The sequence below is a fragment of the Microcella sp. genome (assembly GCF_030645145.1).
Taxonomy (GTDB): Bacteria; Actinomycetota; Actinomycetes; order Actinomycetales; family Microbacteriaceae; genus Microcella.
Genome location: NZ_JAUSMI010000039.1, coordinates 1 through 13,884, shown reverse-complemented (window position 1 = coordinate 13,884; position 13,884 = coordinate 1). Strand labels below are relative to the sequence as shown.

14 protein-coding genes and 1 tRNA gene are annotated in these 13,884 nt (G+C 71.6%); 11 read left to right on the top strand and 4 right to left on the bottom strand.

The window, feature by feature from the left end:
• Together Q7T15_RS02350 and Q7T15_RS02345 are read left to right on the top strand one after the other, a co-directional pair.
• A partial coding sequence (locus tag Q7T15_RS02350) for a P-loop NTPase (protein ID WP_304692889.1) occupies positions 1 to 957 on the top strand: 957 nt, incomplete at its 5' end.
• Between the two features lie 9 nt (positions 958 to 966).
• On the top strand, positions 967 to 2,466 hold the full coding sequence (locus Q7T15_RS02345; protein ID WP_304692887.1) for a sensor histidine kinase: 1,500 nt from the start codon (positions 967 to 969) through the stop codon (positions 2,464 to 2,466).
• 88 nt (positions 2,467 to 2,554) lie between these two features.
• Here Q7T15_RS02345 and Q7T15_RS02340 read toward each other — a convergent pair whose 3' ends face one another.
• Positions 2,555 to 2,803 carry a WhiB family transcriptional regulator gene (locus tag Q7T15_RS02340; protein ID WP_055859575.1) on the bottom strand — a complete coding sequence of 83 codons (249 nt, stop codon included), beginning with the start codon at positions 2,801 to 2,803 and terminating at the stop codon, positions 2,555 to 2,557.
• Positions 2,804 to 3,016: 213 nt separating this feature from the next.
• On the opposite strand from Q7T15_RS02340, the gene Q7T15_RS02335 reads away from it, so the two are divergent.
• Positions 3,017 to 3,424, top strand: coding sequence for a hypothetical protein (locus tag Q7T15_RS02335; RefSeq protein WP_304692882.1), 408 nt, complete (start codon positions 3,017 to 3,019; stop codon positions 3,422 to 3,424).
• 32 nt (positions 3,425 to 3,456) lie between these two features.
• Here Q7T15_RS02335 and bcp read toward each other — a convergent pair whose 3' ends face one another.
• Positions 3,457 to 3,933, bottom strand: a complete 477-nt coding sequence (gene bcp, locus Q7T15_RS02330) for a thioredoxin-dependent thiol peroxidase (RefSeq protein WP_304692880.1) — start codon at positions 3,931 to 3,933, stop codon at positions 3,457 to 3,459.
• 165 nt (positions 3,934 to 4,098) lie between these two features.
• On the opposite strand from bcp, the gene Q7T15_RS02325 reads away from it, so the two are divergent.
• A tRNA-Lys gene (locus tag Q7T15_RS02325) sits at positions 4,099 to 4,171 on the top strand.
• Here the strand turns inward: Q7T15_RS02325 and Q7T15_RS02320 are convergent.
• On the bottom strand, positions 4,153 to 4,971 hold the full coding sequence (locus Q7T15_RS02320; RefSeq protein WP_304692878.1) for a GntR family transcriptional regulator: 819 nt from the start codon (positions 4,969 to 4,971) through the stop codon (positions 4,153 to 4,155). The genes Q7T15_RS02325 and Q7T15_RS02320 overlap by 19 nt on opposite strands.
• 20 nt (positions 4,972 to 4,991) lie before the next feature.
• Between Q7T15_RS02320 and Q7T15_RS02315 the strand changes: the two genes are divergently transcribed.
• The 5 genes from Q7T15_RS02315 to Q7T15_RS02295 are packed head-to-tail and all read left to right on the top strand — an operon-like array spanning position 4,992 to position 10,461.
• Positions 4,992 to 5,798 (top strand): DsbA family protein, encoded by an 807-nt coding sequence (locus tag Q7T15_RS02315; RefSeq protein ID WP_370689081.1) that lies wholly within the window; start codon positions 4,992 to 4,994, stop codon positions 5,796 to 5,798.
• Positions 5,795 to 6,649 (top strand): cytochrome c biogenesis CcdA family protein, encoded by an 855-nt coding sequence (locus tag Q7T15_RS02310; RefSeq protein WP_304692876.1) that lies wholly within the window; start codon positions 5,795 to 5,797, stop codon positions 6,647 to 6,649. Before Q7T15_RS02315 ends, Q7T15_RS02310 begins: the two co-directional genes overlap by 4 nt.
• Complete coding sequence (locus tag Q7T15_RS02305) at positions 6,646 to 6,996, top strand: DsrE family protein (RefSeq protein WP_304692874.1); 351 nt, start codon at positions 6,646 to 6,648, stop codon at positions 6,994 to 6,996. Before Q7T15_RS02310 ends, Q7T15_RS02305 begins: the two co-directional genes overlap by 4 nt.
• Before the next feature lie 60 nt (positions 6,997 to 7,056).
• Positions 7,057 to 7,689: a LysE family translocator gene (locus tag Q7T15_RS02300; RefSeq protein WP_304692872.1), complete on the top strand. Its 633-nt coding sequence runs from the start codon at positions 7,057 to 7,059 to the stop codon at positions 7,687 to 7,689.
• A gap of 51 nt (positions 7,690 to 7,740) precedes the next feature.
• Positions 7,741 to 10,461: an AMP-binding protein gene (locus Q7T15_RS02295; protein ID WP_304692870.1), complete on the top strand. Its 2,721-nt coding sequence runs from the start codon at positions 7,741 to 7,743 to the stop codon at positions 10,459 to 10,461.
• On the opposite strand, the gene Q7T15_RS02290 is transcribed toward Q7T15_RS02295, so the two are convergent.
• Positions 10,458 to 10,664, bottom strand: coding sequence for a hypothetical protein (locus Q7T15_RS02290; protein ID WP_055859590.1), 207 nt, complete (start codon positions 10,662 to 10,664; stop codon positions 10,458 to 10,460). The two genes, Q7T15_RS02295 and Q7T15_RS02290, sit on opposite strands and share 4 nt — an antisense overlap.
• A 113-nt stretch (positions 10,665 to 10,777) precedes the next feature.
• Between Q7T15_RS02290 and Q7T15_RS02285 the strand changes: the two genes are divergently transcribed.
• Complete coding sequence (locus Q7T15_RS02285; RefSeq protein WP_304692866.1) at positions 10,778 to 11,362, top strand: TetR/AcrR family transcriptional regulator; 585 nt, start codon at positions 10,778 to 10,780, stop codon at positions 11,360 to 11,362.
• Between the two features lie 10 nt (positions 11,363 to 11,372).
• The coding region (locus Q7T15_RS02280; protein ID WP_304692864.1) for an MMPL family transporter at positions 11,373 to 13,884 on the top strand (2,512 nt) is incomplete at its 3' end.

Genomic DNA, 13,884 nt, shown 5'->3' with positions numbered 1-13,884 from the left:
CCCCCGACCCCGCCTCTCGTCCCCGGCGCGGCCGCCGGTCACGACGAGCCCGCGGCGACCGAGAGCGTTCCTCTCGCCACTCCGCCGCGCCAGCGCGTGATCGCCGTGTGGGGCCCCGCGGGCGCCCCGGGCCGCACGACTCTCGCGATCGCGCTCGCCGCCGAGCTCGCCGCGCGGGGCCATCGCGTGTGCCTCGTCGACGCCGACACCTACGGCGGCACGATCGCGCCCGCGCTCGGGCTGCTCGACGAGGCGCCGGGCTTCGCCGCCGCGTGCCGGCTCGCGGGCGCCGACGCGCTCACCGAGGGCGAGCTCGACCGCATCGCGCTGACCTACGGAGGCACGGCGGCGCCGTTCCGCGTCCTCACGGGCATCGGCCGCCCGCACCGCTGGCCCGAGCTGTCCCGCGACCGCGTCTCCCGCGCGCTCGAGGCCGCCCGCCTCTGGAGCGACGTCGTCGTGGTCGACACGGGATTCAATCTCGAGACCGACGAGGAGGTCTCGAGCGACCTGCTCGCCCCGCGGCGCAACGCCGCGACGATCGCCGCCCTGCGCGCCGCCGACGAGGTCGTCGCGGTCGGCGCCGCCGACCCGGTCGGCCTCGCGCGGCTGCTGCGCACGCACGCCGATCTGCTCGAGACGGTGACGACCGACCGCGTGCACGTGGTCGCGAACCGGGTGCGCGCGAGCGTGCTCGGCATCGACCCGAGCGGGCAGGTGCGGCAGACCCTCGACCGCTTCGGCGGCATCGCCGATCCGATCCTCATCGCCGACGACCCGAGCGCGGCCGATGCGGCGCTCCTGAGCGCCCGAACGGTGCTCGACGTCGCCCCGCGTTCGGCGCTGCGGCAGGGCGCGGCGGCTCTCGCCGACCGTCTCGGGTACGGCGTCGCCGCGGGTCGCGGCCGCGGGGGAGCCACCGCCCGCGGTCGGGGGAGGCTCCGGCTGACGGGGTAGCCTTTCGGGGTGTCGACCCTCTCCGATCTCGTTCACGAGCACGCGGCACTGGGCGACGCCGACATCGAATGGCTCCACCTCCTGATCGCCGAGGGCCAGCTCCTCGCCGACCTCGCCTTCGCCGACATCGTCCTCTGGGTGCCGACGACCTCGGGCGGATTCGTCGCGGTCGCGCATGCGCGCCCCTCGAGCTCGGCGACGCTCTTCTACCGCGACTTCGTGGGGCAGGAGATCAAGCCCGAGTGGCGCCGGCAGGTCACGCAGGCCTTCGAGTCGGCGAAGATCGTCGACTCGAGCGCGCCCGACTGGTATGAGGAGACCCCGACGCGCGTGCGGGCCGTCCCCGTCGTGCGGCGGTTGTCGCCGGGCGGCAAGGCCGTGAGCGAGCATCCCATCGCCGTCATGACGCGCCACACCAACCTGAGCGAGGCGCGCATGCCGAGCCGCCAGGAGCTCACCTTCAACGAGTGCGCGAACGACCTGTTCGAGATGATCGCGAGCGCCGACTTCCCCGACATGGCGGCGCCGAGTGGGCCGCGTCGCGGAGCTCCGCGCGCCTCCGACGGGCTCATCCGTCTCGACGTCGACGGCACGGTCACCTTCGCGAGCCCCAACGGGCTCAGCGCGTTCAACCGCATGGGCTTCGCGGGCGAGCTGGAGGGCGAGTCGCTCGCCGACGTCACGACGCGACTGCTGCACGGCAAGCTCGTCGTCGACGAGTCGCTGCCTCTCGTGGTCACCGGCCGCGCGCCGTGGCGCACCGACATCGACGCGCGCGGGGTGACGGTGAGCCTGCGGGCGATCCCGCTGCGGCTCGGCGGCGTGAGGATCGGCGCGATCGTGCTCGTCCGCGACGTCACCGAGGTGCGCCACCAGGAGCGCGAGCTCATCACGAAGGATGCGACCATCCGCGAGATCCACCACCGGGTGAAGAACAATCTGCAGACGGTCGCCTCGCTGCTGCGCATCCAGGCCCGCCGCACCCACAGCGAGGGCGCGAGGGATGCCCTGACGCAGGCCATGCGTCGCGTCGCGGCGATCGCCGTCGTGCACGACACCCTCTCGGAGGGCCTCAGTCAGAACGTCGACTTCGACGAGGTCTTCGCGCGCGTGCTCATGCTCATCGCCGAGGTCGCCTCGAGCCACAACACGGTCGTTCGCCCGAAGTCGACGGGCAGCTTCGGGACGCTGCCGAGCGAGCACGCGACGCCGCTCGCGCTCGCGCTCACGGAGCTCGTCACGAACGCCGTCGAGCACGGGCTCGTCGGGCGCAGCGACGGCGAGGTCGAGATCGTCGCGAGTCGCACGGAGGAGAGTCTCGCGGTGAAGGTGCGCGACAACGGCGGAGGGCTTCCCGAAGGGAAGGTCGGCTCGGGCCTCGGCACGCAGATCGTGCGCACGCTCATCCAGGGTGAGCTCGGCGGCACGATCGACTGGCACACCCTCGAGGGGGAGGGCACCGAGGTCACGATCGAGGTGCCGCTGCTCTACCTCAAGCGTCGCGCCTAGGGGCGAGGCGCGAGCACCAGACGGAGGGCAGAAGAACGCCCCGCCTCCGCGCGATGCTCGCAGCGACGACGGGGCGGTCCGTGCGGAGCTACGAGGCGCGTCGGGCGCGAGCGGCGCGGCGCTTGAGAGCGCGGCGCTCGTCCTCGCTGAGGCCGCCCCAGACGCCCGAGTCCTGATTGGTCTCGAGGGCGTACTGCAGGCAGGTCTCGGTCACCGAGCAGCGACCGCACACCGTCTTGGCCTTCTCGATCTGATCGACCGCGGGGCCGGTGTTGCCGACCGGGAAGAACAGCTCGGGGTCAGCGGTGAGGCAGGCTGCCTTGTCACGCCAGTCCATGGGACAGTGCTCCTAGGGTTGGGGTTCGGGCGCCAGAGAAGTGCCGAGAAGTGCTTTGATTGGCGCACCGCGGTCTCGAACGAACGAGGCCAGTGAGTGGGGAGTGAAGAGGGATCTTCAGGACGGCCCACAGCGTTGTAGGCGGCACTTCAACCGCTACTAGGCTCGCATGTAACACGTTCGAAATCAAGGGTTTCCGCGAGAGGGGTTTGCGTGCAGGACACCGGCCGGACACCTCTCGTCATCCTGCTGGTCGTCATCCTGGGGGCCGAGGCCGCCCTCATGATCGGGGTGTCGCTCTTCCTGCTCGTCGAGCTCGTGACGGTTCCCGCGACGTCGGTCGCCACCGCGGTCGCCCTCCTCGTCGCCTGCGTCATCGCCGCCGTGTGGCTCGTCGTCATCACGATCGCCGCCTGGCGCGGTCGGTCGTGGACGCGCGGCGGGGCGCTCGTGTGGCAGTTCCTGCAGGTCGCGGTCGGCGTCGGGAGCATCCAGGGGCTCCTCCCGCGACCGGATATCGCGACGTGGCTTCTCATCCCCGCGATCGTCGCGATCGTGCTGCTGCTCACCCCCTCGGTGAGCGAGCATCTCTCCCGGCATGACGACGGGCCCGAGTCGTAGCGACCCGAGCCCGTCCCTGGCAGCGCGGAGATCTAGGCGTCGATGCCGAGCTTCTTGCGCAGGCTCGCGACGTGGCCGGTGGCCTTGACGTTGTAGAGCGGGTGCGTGATGACGCCGCTCTCGTCGATGACGAAGGTCGAGCGGATGACGCCCGTGACCGTCTTTCCGTACATCGACTTCTCGCCGTACGCGCCGTACGCGTGGTGGACGGCGAGGTCGGGGTCGCTCAGCAGCGGGAAGGTCAGGTTCTCCTCGTCCGCGAACTTCTGCAGCGCGGCGCCCTGATCCTTCGAGACCCCGAGCACCTGGTAGCCGGCGGCGGCGAGCGAGTTGAGGCTGTCGCGGAAGTCGCACGCCTGCGTCGTGCATCCGGGCGTCGAGGCCGCGGGGTAGAAGTACAGGACGACCTTCTGCCCGGAGTAGTCGGCGAGCGAGACGTGCTGGCCGTCCTTGTCGGCGAGCGTGAAGGCGGGGGCCGGCGTGCCGGCCTCGAGGCGGGCCTCGGTCATGGGGGCTCCTTGCGGGTGAGGGGTCGGCGTGCGCGTCGCCCTCCGGGCGCCCGCGCTTCCTGGTCAGCATATGGATGCCCGCACCGCGTCGGCTGGACGCCCGCCGTGTAGAGCACGCCTCGCCATCTCTGCTATCGTTGCCTCTCGGTTCGCTCGTCGAACTGCGCACCTCTAGCTCAATTGGCAGAGCAACTGACTCTTAATCAGTGGGTTCCGGGTTCAAGTCCCGGGGGGTGTACGAAACCCCGGTTCGCTCTCGCCAGCTGCCGGGGTTTTCTCGTCCCTGGCGGTTCCGGCGGCGCTTCGTGGCTCGCCGAAGCTGGTTCGAGCGACGTATCGGTCGGCGATCACGCACGTGCGCCGGAACTCGATCGCTCGTCCGCGGCTCCAGGCGATACGGTCGATCCGGAAGAGCGTGGTGCCCGGTGCGCACTGGAGTTGGCGGGCCAGCCCGGCGTCCGCGGTCTCGGCGCGCAACTCCTCCGACCCGCCGTCGAGAGAGATCCCGCACTTCTTCGCAAGCTGTCGATAGAGGGCGGTCTCGCTGAAGTCGACATCGAGAAGCGCCTCACCGATCTCAGACGGCAACCAGATCCGGTCGACCGCGAGCGGGGAATCGTCGGCGAGTCGCAGACGAACGAGCTCGAAGAGCATCTCGTCGTCGGGGCGCTCCAGCTGGCCCGCCGCGTGAGCATTGCGCGTGAAGCCCTGGGAGATCACTCTGCTGCGCTGGGAGAAACCCGCGGCGGTGACGGCTTCGAAGAGGCTGTACACCGGCCCGAACGACCCGGGCGCCTGATCCACCACGATGCGGGGCCGCTGACCGCGATGCGCCGAGACGACGCCGCTCTCGCGCAATGGGCGCAGGGCCGCGCGAATGGTGCCGCGGCTCACTCCGTACTCCCCGGCGAGAGAAATCTCACCGGGGAAGCTATCGGAGAACTCTCCAGACCTTACTCGCTCGAGGAGGTCGTCACGCACCGCCTCCCACAGGGGCGACCCAGCGCGGACTCGACTGACCGCGTCCAGCTGATTCATCGGATCCATCCTGATTATAAATGTTCAGACATTTGGTACCGTCGTGGTCACATCGTAAACCGACGTCGAGGAGAGCCCGGATCATGAACGCGAAGACCCCAACCGCTGCGCCGCGTCGCGACGCTGTTCTCCGAAAACTCTGGATCGCTGCCGGACTCGCGATCGTCGGGGCGGTCATCGTCGCTGGCGTCGTCGCGCAGCAGCAGCAGTCCGCGCTCGCGCCCGCAGCCGGTCAGTCCGCGGCGCCGGACTCCCAGTCGGAACCCGCTTTCGACCTGTCGCGACGGATCGAGGGCGACCCTCTGGCGTTGGGGGATCCGGATGCGCCCGTGGTGCTCATCGAGTATGCAGACTTCCGATGCCCGTTCTGCGCGCTCTTCGCGCGAGAGACGCTGCCCACGATCGTGGACGAGTACGTGGACGAGGGTCTCGTTCGAATCGAGTGGCGTGACATGCCGGTCTTCGGCGAGGAGTCGATCATCGCGGCGATCGCGGGCCGGGCGGCGGCGGAGCAGGGGATGTTCTGGGAGTACGTCGATGCCATCTACGCGGACTCGCCTGAGCGAGCGCACCCCGACCTTCCTCGAGAGCGACTCATCGAGTACGCAGTGGAGATCGGCATCCCCGACATCGATGCGTTCACGGCAGCCCTCGACGACCCGGCCCTGCGAGAGGCCGTGATGTCCGACCAGCAGGAGGGGTCGGCTATCGGAGTCACCGGGACGCCCACCTTCCTCGTGAACGACAGCCCGCTCGTGGGGGCTCAGCCCCTCGACGCGGTGCGTGCCACGATCGATACGGAGCTGGCAGAGGCGGGCCGCGGGTGACGATCGGATACGCGGGCGCCCTGCTCGGCGGTGCCCTCAGCCTCCTGAGCCCATGTTCGGTGCTGCTGCTTCCCGCGTTCTTCGCCTACGCGTTCACCAGCCCTGCTCGGCTGATCGGACGCACCGCGCTCTTCTACGCCGGACTCACGGCGACGCTCGTCCCGATGGGACTGCTGGCAGGAGTCGTCGGTTCGTTCGTGACCGAGCACCGAAGCGTCATCGTGGCAGTCGCCGCCGCCATCGTCATCGTGATCGGGGTCATTCAGATCGCAGGGGTGCCGATCCCTGGCTTCACGCGCGGCTCGGGAACGGAAGGGACTTCGGCGGTGTCGGTCTTCGTGCTCGGGACGGTCTACGCCGTCGCCGGCGTGTGCACCGGCCCCATCCTGGGTTCCGTCCTCACCGTCGCCGCGATGGGCGGGTCGCCCGTCTACGGCGGGATCCTGCTGGCGCTCTATGCGCTCGGCATGACGGTCCCCCTGCTCATCCTGTCTCTGCTGTGGACGCGACTGCGGATCGCGGAACGAGGGTGGTTGCGGCCGCGGGAGATCCGGGTGGGGCGCTGGCGCAACACATGGTGGATGGTCGCTTCAGGGCTGCTCTCGATCGCGATCGGGATCGTGCTGATCGTCACAGAGGGGACCACGAATCTCCCGAGCCTGCTCACGGTCGATCAGCAGTATCGCGCTGAGACGTGGGTCATCGATGCGAGCACGAGCGTTCCCAACCTCGCGGTCGGTGCGATCGCCGTCATCGCGCTGATCGCCATAGCTCTCCTCTACCGCCGCCGAGCTCGCACGACTCGAAATCGCGCCGTCACCGACTCGCGAGCCGGTGGGGGTTCATCGTGACCGTCGGCCCTGTCAGGCTGCTCCTCCACGTTCTCGGCGAGAGCGATGCGCTCGCGACCGCAGTGCGCATCGGAATGAAGGCGAGAGCGGAGCTGGGCGGCGAGGCGAAGATCGAGCTCGTCGTCCACGGACCGGCGGTCGTCGCACTGACGACGGCCGCGGACGGTCCCGAGGGCGTGCTCTCCGGGCTCGAGGAGAGCTCTGTCCTCGTCGTCGCCTGTCGCAACAGCCTGGCCTCGTTCGGCCTGTCGGCCGCTGATCTGATCAAGGGCGTGGGCTCGGTTCCCGCGGCGATCGCCCATCTTGCCATCCGGCAGGGCGACGGATGGAGCTACGTGAGGCTGTGACGGGGCGCCGCACCAGTCCGCGGGCGCCTGGTGCACTGGCGCGCCCCTAGCATCGAGACCGTGGTGTTCGGTCCCGAGTTCGCGGCGTTCCTCCTGACGTCGATCGTCGTCATCGTGGTGCCCGGGCCGGGCGTCCTCTTCGTCATCGGTCGCGCGCTCGCGCTCGGCACTCGCGCCGCACTGCTGAGCGTGCTCGGCGGCGCCCTCGGCGTCGGGCTCCAGATCGTCTCGGTGGCTTTCGGCGTCGGGGTCGTGATCGCCCAGTCGGAGCTGCTGTTCACGGTGCTGAAGATCGTCGGCGCGCTCGTGCTCGTCTGGCTCGGCGTGCAGTCGATCCGGCACCGCAACGAGTTCGGCGAGGAGGAGCTCGACCCCGTGACGCCCCGCGCGACGACGATCGTGCGCGAGAGCGTCGTGGTCGGGATCACGAACCCGAAGACGATCGTGTTTTTCGTCGCGGCGCTTCCGCAGGCCGTCGTCCCGAGCGGCGCCGAACCGGTCGTCCAGATGCTGATCCTCGGCGCGATCTTCCTCGTCATCGGCATCGTGAGCGACGGTACGTACGGCATCGCCGCGGGCACGGCTCGCGAGTGGTTCGCCTCGAACCGCAGCCGGATCGCCGCCGTCCGTGCGGCCGGGGGAGCGGCGCTCATCGTGCTCGGCATCGTCATGGCGTTCGCGGCCCGCTCCTGACGCAGATCTCCCCGCGCGATCTGGCTGAGCTTAGGCTAGCCTTACCACGCCATGGCCTCTCTCGTCCCCGCCTCCGTCGCGCGCTCGCGAGCGACCCCGGTCGCGCACCCGTTCCTCGCTGGGGGCGACGACGACGTCGCGCTCGTTGGGGAGCGCGGCTCGCTGACCTACGGGGAGCTCCGCGACCGCGTCGCGCAGCGCTCCGCGCTGCTCGGCGCCGACCGCCGGCTCGTCATGCTCGCGGCCCGTCGGGATGAGGAGACGATCGTGAGCCTGCTCGCCGCGCTCGCGGGCGGGCATCCGGTCATCATGATCGACGGCGAGAGGGACGCGGGTGCCTCCGAGACGCTGCGCGCGGGAATCCTCGCCGAGTACGACCCCGACACGATCGTCTCGTCGCGCGACGGCGACGCGCGCATCGAGCATCGCCGCGAGGCGAGCGCGCACGAGGTGCATCCCGACCTCGCGATGCTGCTGAGCACCTCGGGCTCGACCGGCTCGCCCAAGCTCGTGCGCCTCTCGCGCGGCAACCTCGTCAGCAACGCCCGCAGCATCGCCGAGTACCTGTCGCTCGAGCCCGTCGACCGCGGCGCGACGACCCTGCCGCTGCACTACTGCTACGGCCTCTCGATCATCACGAGCCACCTCGCCGCCGGCGCGAGCGTGCTGCTCACCGACCGCTCGGTCGTCGAGCCCGCGTTCTGGAGCGAGGTCCAGGCGGCCCGCGTGACCTCGCTCGCGGGAGTCCCCCACTCGTTCGACCTCATCGAGGCGTCGGGCGCGCGACCGCTCAAGCTGCCGGCGCTGCGCTGCATCACACAGGCGGGCGGCAAGCTCGGGCCCGAACGGGTGCGGCGCTGGGCGCGCGAGTCGGCGGCCCACGGCGTCGACTTCGTCGTCATGTACGGAGCGACCGAGGCGACCGCGCGCATGGCGTACCTGCCGCCCGCGCTCGCCGAGGAGCGACCCGAGGCGATCGGCGTCGCGATCCCCGGCGGCGCGCTGCGCATCGACGCCCCCGATGACGAGGGATGCGGCGAGCTCGTTTACGCCGGACCGAACGTCATGATGGGCTACGCCTCGAGCCCGGCCGACCTCGCCCGCGGGCCCGAGCTCGACGAGCTGCGCACGGGCGACCTCGCTCGCCTCGCCCCGGACGGCCTCGTCGAGATCGTCGGTCGCTCGAGCCGGTTCGTGAAGATCTTCGGCCTGCGCGTCGACCTCGACCGGATCGAGTCGCTCCTCGCCGACAAGGGGATCCCGGCCCACGCCGTCGAGGCGGGCGACGGCGTGCTCATCGGCTCGCCCGCCTTCGACGAGCTCGAGTGCGTGCCCGGCCTCCTCGCCTCGGCGACGGGGCTGCCGACGCGGAGCTTCCGCGTGACGATGATCGAGGGGCTCGCGGTGACGTCGAGCGGGAAGCCCGATCGCGCGCCCCTGCGGGCGATCGCCGAGCAGACCGTCGACTCCGAGGCGATGCTCGATGCGGCGCCAACGGTGGAAGGGACCCCGGCCGACGGGCCGCCGGCGCTCGCCGAGGCCGTCCGCAGCCTCTACGCTGCCGTCCTCGATCGACCCGACGCGACCGTCGACGACAGCTTCGTCGCGCTCGAGGGCGACTCGCTCGCCTACGTCGAGGCGGTCGTCCGGCTCGAGCGCCTCGTCGGCGAGCTCCCGCGCGACTGGCCGTCGCTCACGGCGGAGCAGCTCGGTGCGCTCGCGGACGAGCGCCGGGCATCCGCCCCCTCGAGGGCGCGCGGAGTCGCGGACGGCCAGATCGGGCGCGAGGGCTCTGCCGGAGCGCCCCGGCGCGCATCGCGCTGGTCGCTCGCGACGCTCGAGGCGCCCGTGGCCCTGCGCGCGCTCGCGATCGTCCTCATCGTCGGCACCCACGCGAACCTGCTCGGTCTGCAGGGCGGCGCGCACGTGCTCCTCGCCGTGCTCGGCTACAACCTCGCGCGCTTCCAGCTCGCGAGCGTCGAGCGCGCCGCGCGCGTGCGGAGCCTCCTCCGCGCGACGGCGATGATCGCCGTGCCCGCGACGCTCTGGATCGGCGCCGTCGGGCTGACGACCGGGGCCTACGAGCCGACGACCGCGCTGCTCGTGAACTCCTGGCTCGGCGAGCCCGCCGGGTGGGCGAGCGCGACGTGGTCCGAGCAGTGGCGCTTCTGGTTCATCGAGGCGGCCGTCGCGGGCGCGCTCGTGCTCGCGCTGCTCGTCGCCGTGCCCGCGCTCGATCGGCTCGAGCGGCGTCGCCCGTTCGCCCTCGCGCTCGGCGCGGTCGGCCTCGCGCTCGTGGTGCGCGTCGCCGTGACCGGTGGGGTGACGGCGGGGGCCGTCGAGCGCTACGCCCCGCCCGCCGTGCTGTGGCTCCTCGCGCTCGGCTGGCTCGTCGCGCGCTCCGAGTCGCGCGGGCAGAGAGTGATCGCCTCCGTGATCGCCGTCGCCGGGACGGTCGGCTTCTTCGGCGATCCGCAGCGCGAGGCCGTCGTGATCGCGGGACTGCTCGCGCTCATCTGGGTGCGCGCGGTGGGTCTGCCGCGCATCCTGCTGCCGATCGTGACGGCGGTCGCCTCGGCGTCGCTCTTCGTGTACCTCGTGCACTGGGAGCTCTACCCGCTGCTCGAGGACGACGCCCCGCTCGCGGCGACCGTGCTGTCGTTCGCGGCCGGGATGCTCGTGTGGGCGGTGTGGCGGAGGGCGCTGCGGCTGCCCCGCCTGCAGCGGCGGCTCGCGGCGCGCGCTGCTCGGTCGACCTCGCCGTCGACCTAGCTGTCGACGAGCTGGAAGGCGGGGTCGCCCGGGGTCTTCTGGTCCTCGATGATCGTGCCGACGGCGATCGCGACGCTGATGCCCCAGCTCGCCCACATGAGCGCGAGGCGCCAGTCGTGGGGGCCCTTGCGGGTCGCGTTGATGACGCTCACGGCCGAGACCGCAGCGCTGATGATCGCGCCGTTGAACAGGTACTTGCGCACGGATGCACCTCCAGTAGGTCGGTTGCCCACGCTACCGGGTGGCTCGCGGCCCGTGCGGCGGGTGCTCAGGAACCGCCCAGCAACCTGACCGATCGGTCAGGTATGGTCATGCGGTGTCCCGATCCGAAGATCTGCGCCTCATCGCGCTCGCCGAGTTCGCGAGCGCCGGCTACGCCGCCACCTCCCTCCAGCGCATCGCCGACCTCGCCGGCGCGTCGAAGGCGAGCGTGCTCTACCACTACGACTCGAAGGAGCAGCTGCTCGAGGCAGCGCTCGCTCCCGCGCTCGACGACCTCTCGGCACTCATCGACGAGACCGCCGCGCGCGGGCTCGACCGCGAGCACCGCGCCGCCTTCGTCGAGCGCTTCGTCGACTACCTCCTCGACCACCGGCAGGTCGTCCACCTCGTGATCAACCAGGGCGCGACCCTCGAGGACGTCCCCGTCATGCAGCGCGCGCTCGTCCAGATGCGCCGCGTCGCCGACCTCTTCGACCTCGCGGCGAGCTCGCCGGTCGAGAAGCTCCGGTACGGCATCGCCCTCGGCGGGGCCGCCTACTGCCTCGCGGCCGCCCGCCAGCTCGACGTCGTCGAGGAGGAGCCCGAGGTGCTCCGCGCGGGGCTCCTCGTGGTCATCAGCGAGCTCCTCGTCCCGGTGACCGACCCCGCGACCGAACCTGTCGCCGACCCCGCCTGCTAGGAGCCCGCCCGTGTCGACCCTGCTCTACCGCATCGGCCGCGTCGCCTACCGGCGTGCCTGGCTCGTCCTCGTCTCGTGGGTCCTCGTGCTCGCCGCGGCGCTCGGGGGCGGCCTCGCGCTCGGCGGGCAGACCGAGGAGGCCTTCTCCATCCCCGGCACCGAGTCGCAGGAGGCGCTCGACCAGCTCGACGAGCTCTTCCCGGCCGTCGCCGGGGCGAGCGCGCAGGCCGTCGTCGTCGCTCCCGAGGGCTCCTCGGTGACGGATGCGGGCATCCGCGCCGAGATTGACGACCTCGCGGCCGACCTCGCCCGCATCGACGGCGTCGAGGCGGTGCTCGGGCCCTTCGACGAGTTCGCCGACGGGCAGGTGAGCGACGACGAGAGCGTCGCGATCGTGCAGGTGCAGCTGCAGGGAACCTCCGAGGAGGTGAGCGAGGCGACGCTCGACGCGCTCATCGCCACGAGCGACGACCGCGACGCGCGCGTCGAGTTCGCCGGCCAGGTCTTCCAGGACACGACGGTCGGGATCACGGTGAGCGAGGTCATCGGCCTGCTCGTCGCCGCCGTCGTGCTCATCGTCACGTTCGGCTCGCTCGCGGCGGCGGGGATGCCCCTCATCACCGCGCTCGTCGGCGTCGGCATCGTGATGGGCGGCATCCTCGCCCTCGCCGCCGCTCTGCCGGTGTCGAGCTCGGCGCCCCTACTCGCGCTCATGATCGGCCTCGCGGTCGGCATCGACTACGCGCTGTTCATCGTGTCGCGGCACCGCACGCAGCTCGGCCGGGGCATGGATCCGGGCGAGTCGGCCGCGGTCGCCGTCGGCACGGCGGGCAGCGCCGTCGTGTTCGCCGGGCTGACCGTCATCATCGCGCTCCTCGGCCTGCTCGTCGTGGGGATCCCCTTCCTGTCGGTCATGGGCGTGGGCGCGGCCTTCGCGGTGCTCGTGGCGATCGCGGGCGCCGTCACCCTGCTGCCGGCGCTGCTCGGGCTGTGGGGCGCGCGCCTCGTGCCGAAGCCCGGCTCGCGCGCGTGGAAGCGGGCGCAGCCGGAGGCGGAGCAGGCTCGCACGATGGGCCGCCGCTGGGTGCGCGGCGTCATGAAGCGGCCCGTGCTCACGACGATCGCGGTCGTCGCGGTGCTCGGCACGCTGTCGATCCCGACCTTCTCGCTCGACCTCAATCTGCCCGACGGCGGCAACGAGCCGGCCGGCTCGACGCAGCGCGAGGCCTACGACCTCATCGCCGACGCCTTCGGCCCCGGTACCGCCGGGCCTCTGCTCGTCACCGCCGACATCACGCAGACGACCGACATCCTCGACGATCTCGATGGCATCCGCGCCGAGCTCGCGGAGGTCGATGGCGTCGCGAGCGTGAGCCGGGGCATCCCCTCACCGGGTCTCGAGCTCGCGATCTTCCGCGTCGCGCCCGAGACCGCGCCCGACGACCCCGCGACGAAGGCCGTCGTCGCCGAGCTGCGCGACGCCGCGGCGGGCATCGAGGACGCGTTCGGCACGCCGCTCGCCGTCACGGGCGTCACCGCCGTCGGCATCGACATCTCGACGCGCCTGACCGACGCCCTCGTGCCGTTCGCGCTCATCGTCATGGGGCTGTCGATCCTGCTGCTCATGGCCGTCTTCCGCTCGGTGCTCGTCCCCGTGAAGGCCGCTCTCGGCTTCCTGCTCACGGTCGGCACTGCGCTCGGCGTGACGGTCGCGGTGTTCCAGTGGGGCTGGGGCGCCGAGCTCCTGCACACCGAGGCCGGGCCGATCCTGAGCTTCATGCCGATCATCCTCATGGCGGTGCTGTTCGGGCTCGCGATGGACTACGAGGTCTTCCTCGTCTCGGGCATGCGCGAGGAGTTCGTGCGCACGGGCGACCCGCGCGCCGCGATCGAGGACGGCTTCGCCCACGGCGCCCGCGTCGTCACGGCGGCCGCGCTCATCATGTTCTTCGTGTTCGCGGCCTTCGTGCCCGAGGGCGCGAACCTCATCAAGCCCATCGCGCTCGGGCTCGCCGTGGGCATCGCCGTCGACGCGTTCGTCGTGCGCATGACGCTCGGCCCCGCGATCATGACCCTCCTCGGTCGCGCCGGCTGGTGGTTCCCGCGCGCGCTCGACCGGGCGATGCCCGACCTCGACGTCGAGGGCGAGAAGCTGCGCCACCACCGGGAGGACACCGAGTGGGCGCGCGAGCAGGGCGACGCCGTCCTCGTCGCCGACCGTCTCGAGATCGATGGGGCGGATGCCGTGCTCGCGCTGCGCGCGCACGCGGGCGATCGCGTCGCCCTCGTCGGCGACCCCGCCTCGCGCCGTCTCGCGGCGGCGACCCTCGCCGGCTACCTCCCGGCGCTCGGCGGGCGCGCACTCGTCGCGGGGGCCGTCCTCCCGGCCGAGGCCGGTCGCGCCTCGCGTCGCGTCTCGCTCGTCGACCTCGGCGTCGACCGGCTCGGGGCGACGACGACGGCGGGGGATCTCGTCGCCGAGCGCTTCTCCCTCGCCCCGCGCGCGACGCGGCGAGGGCGCG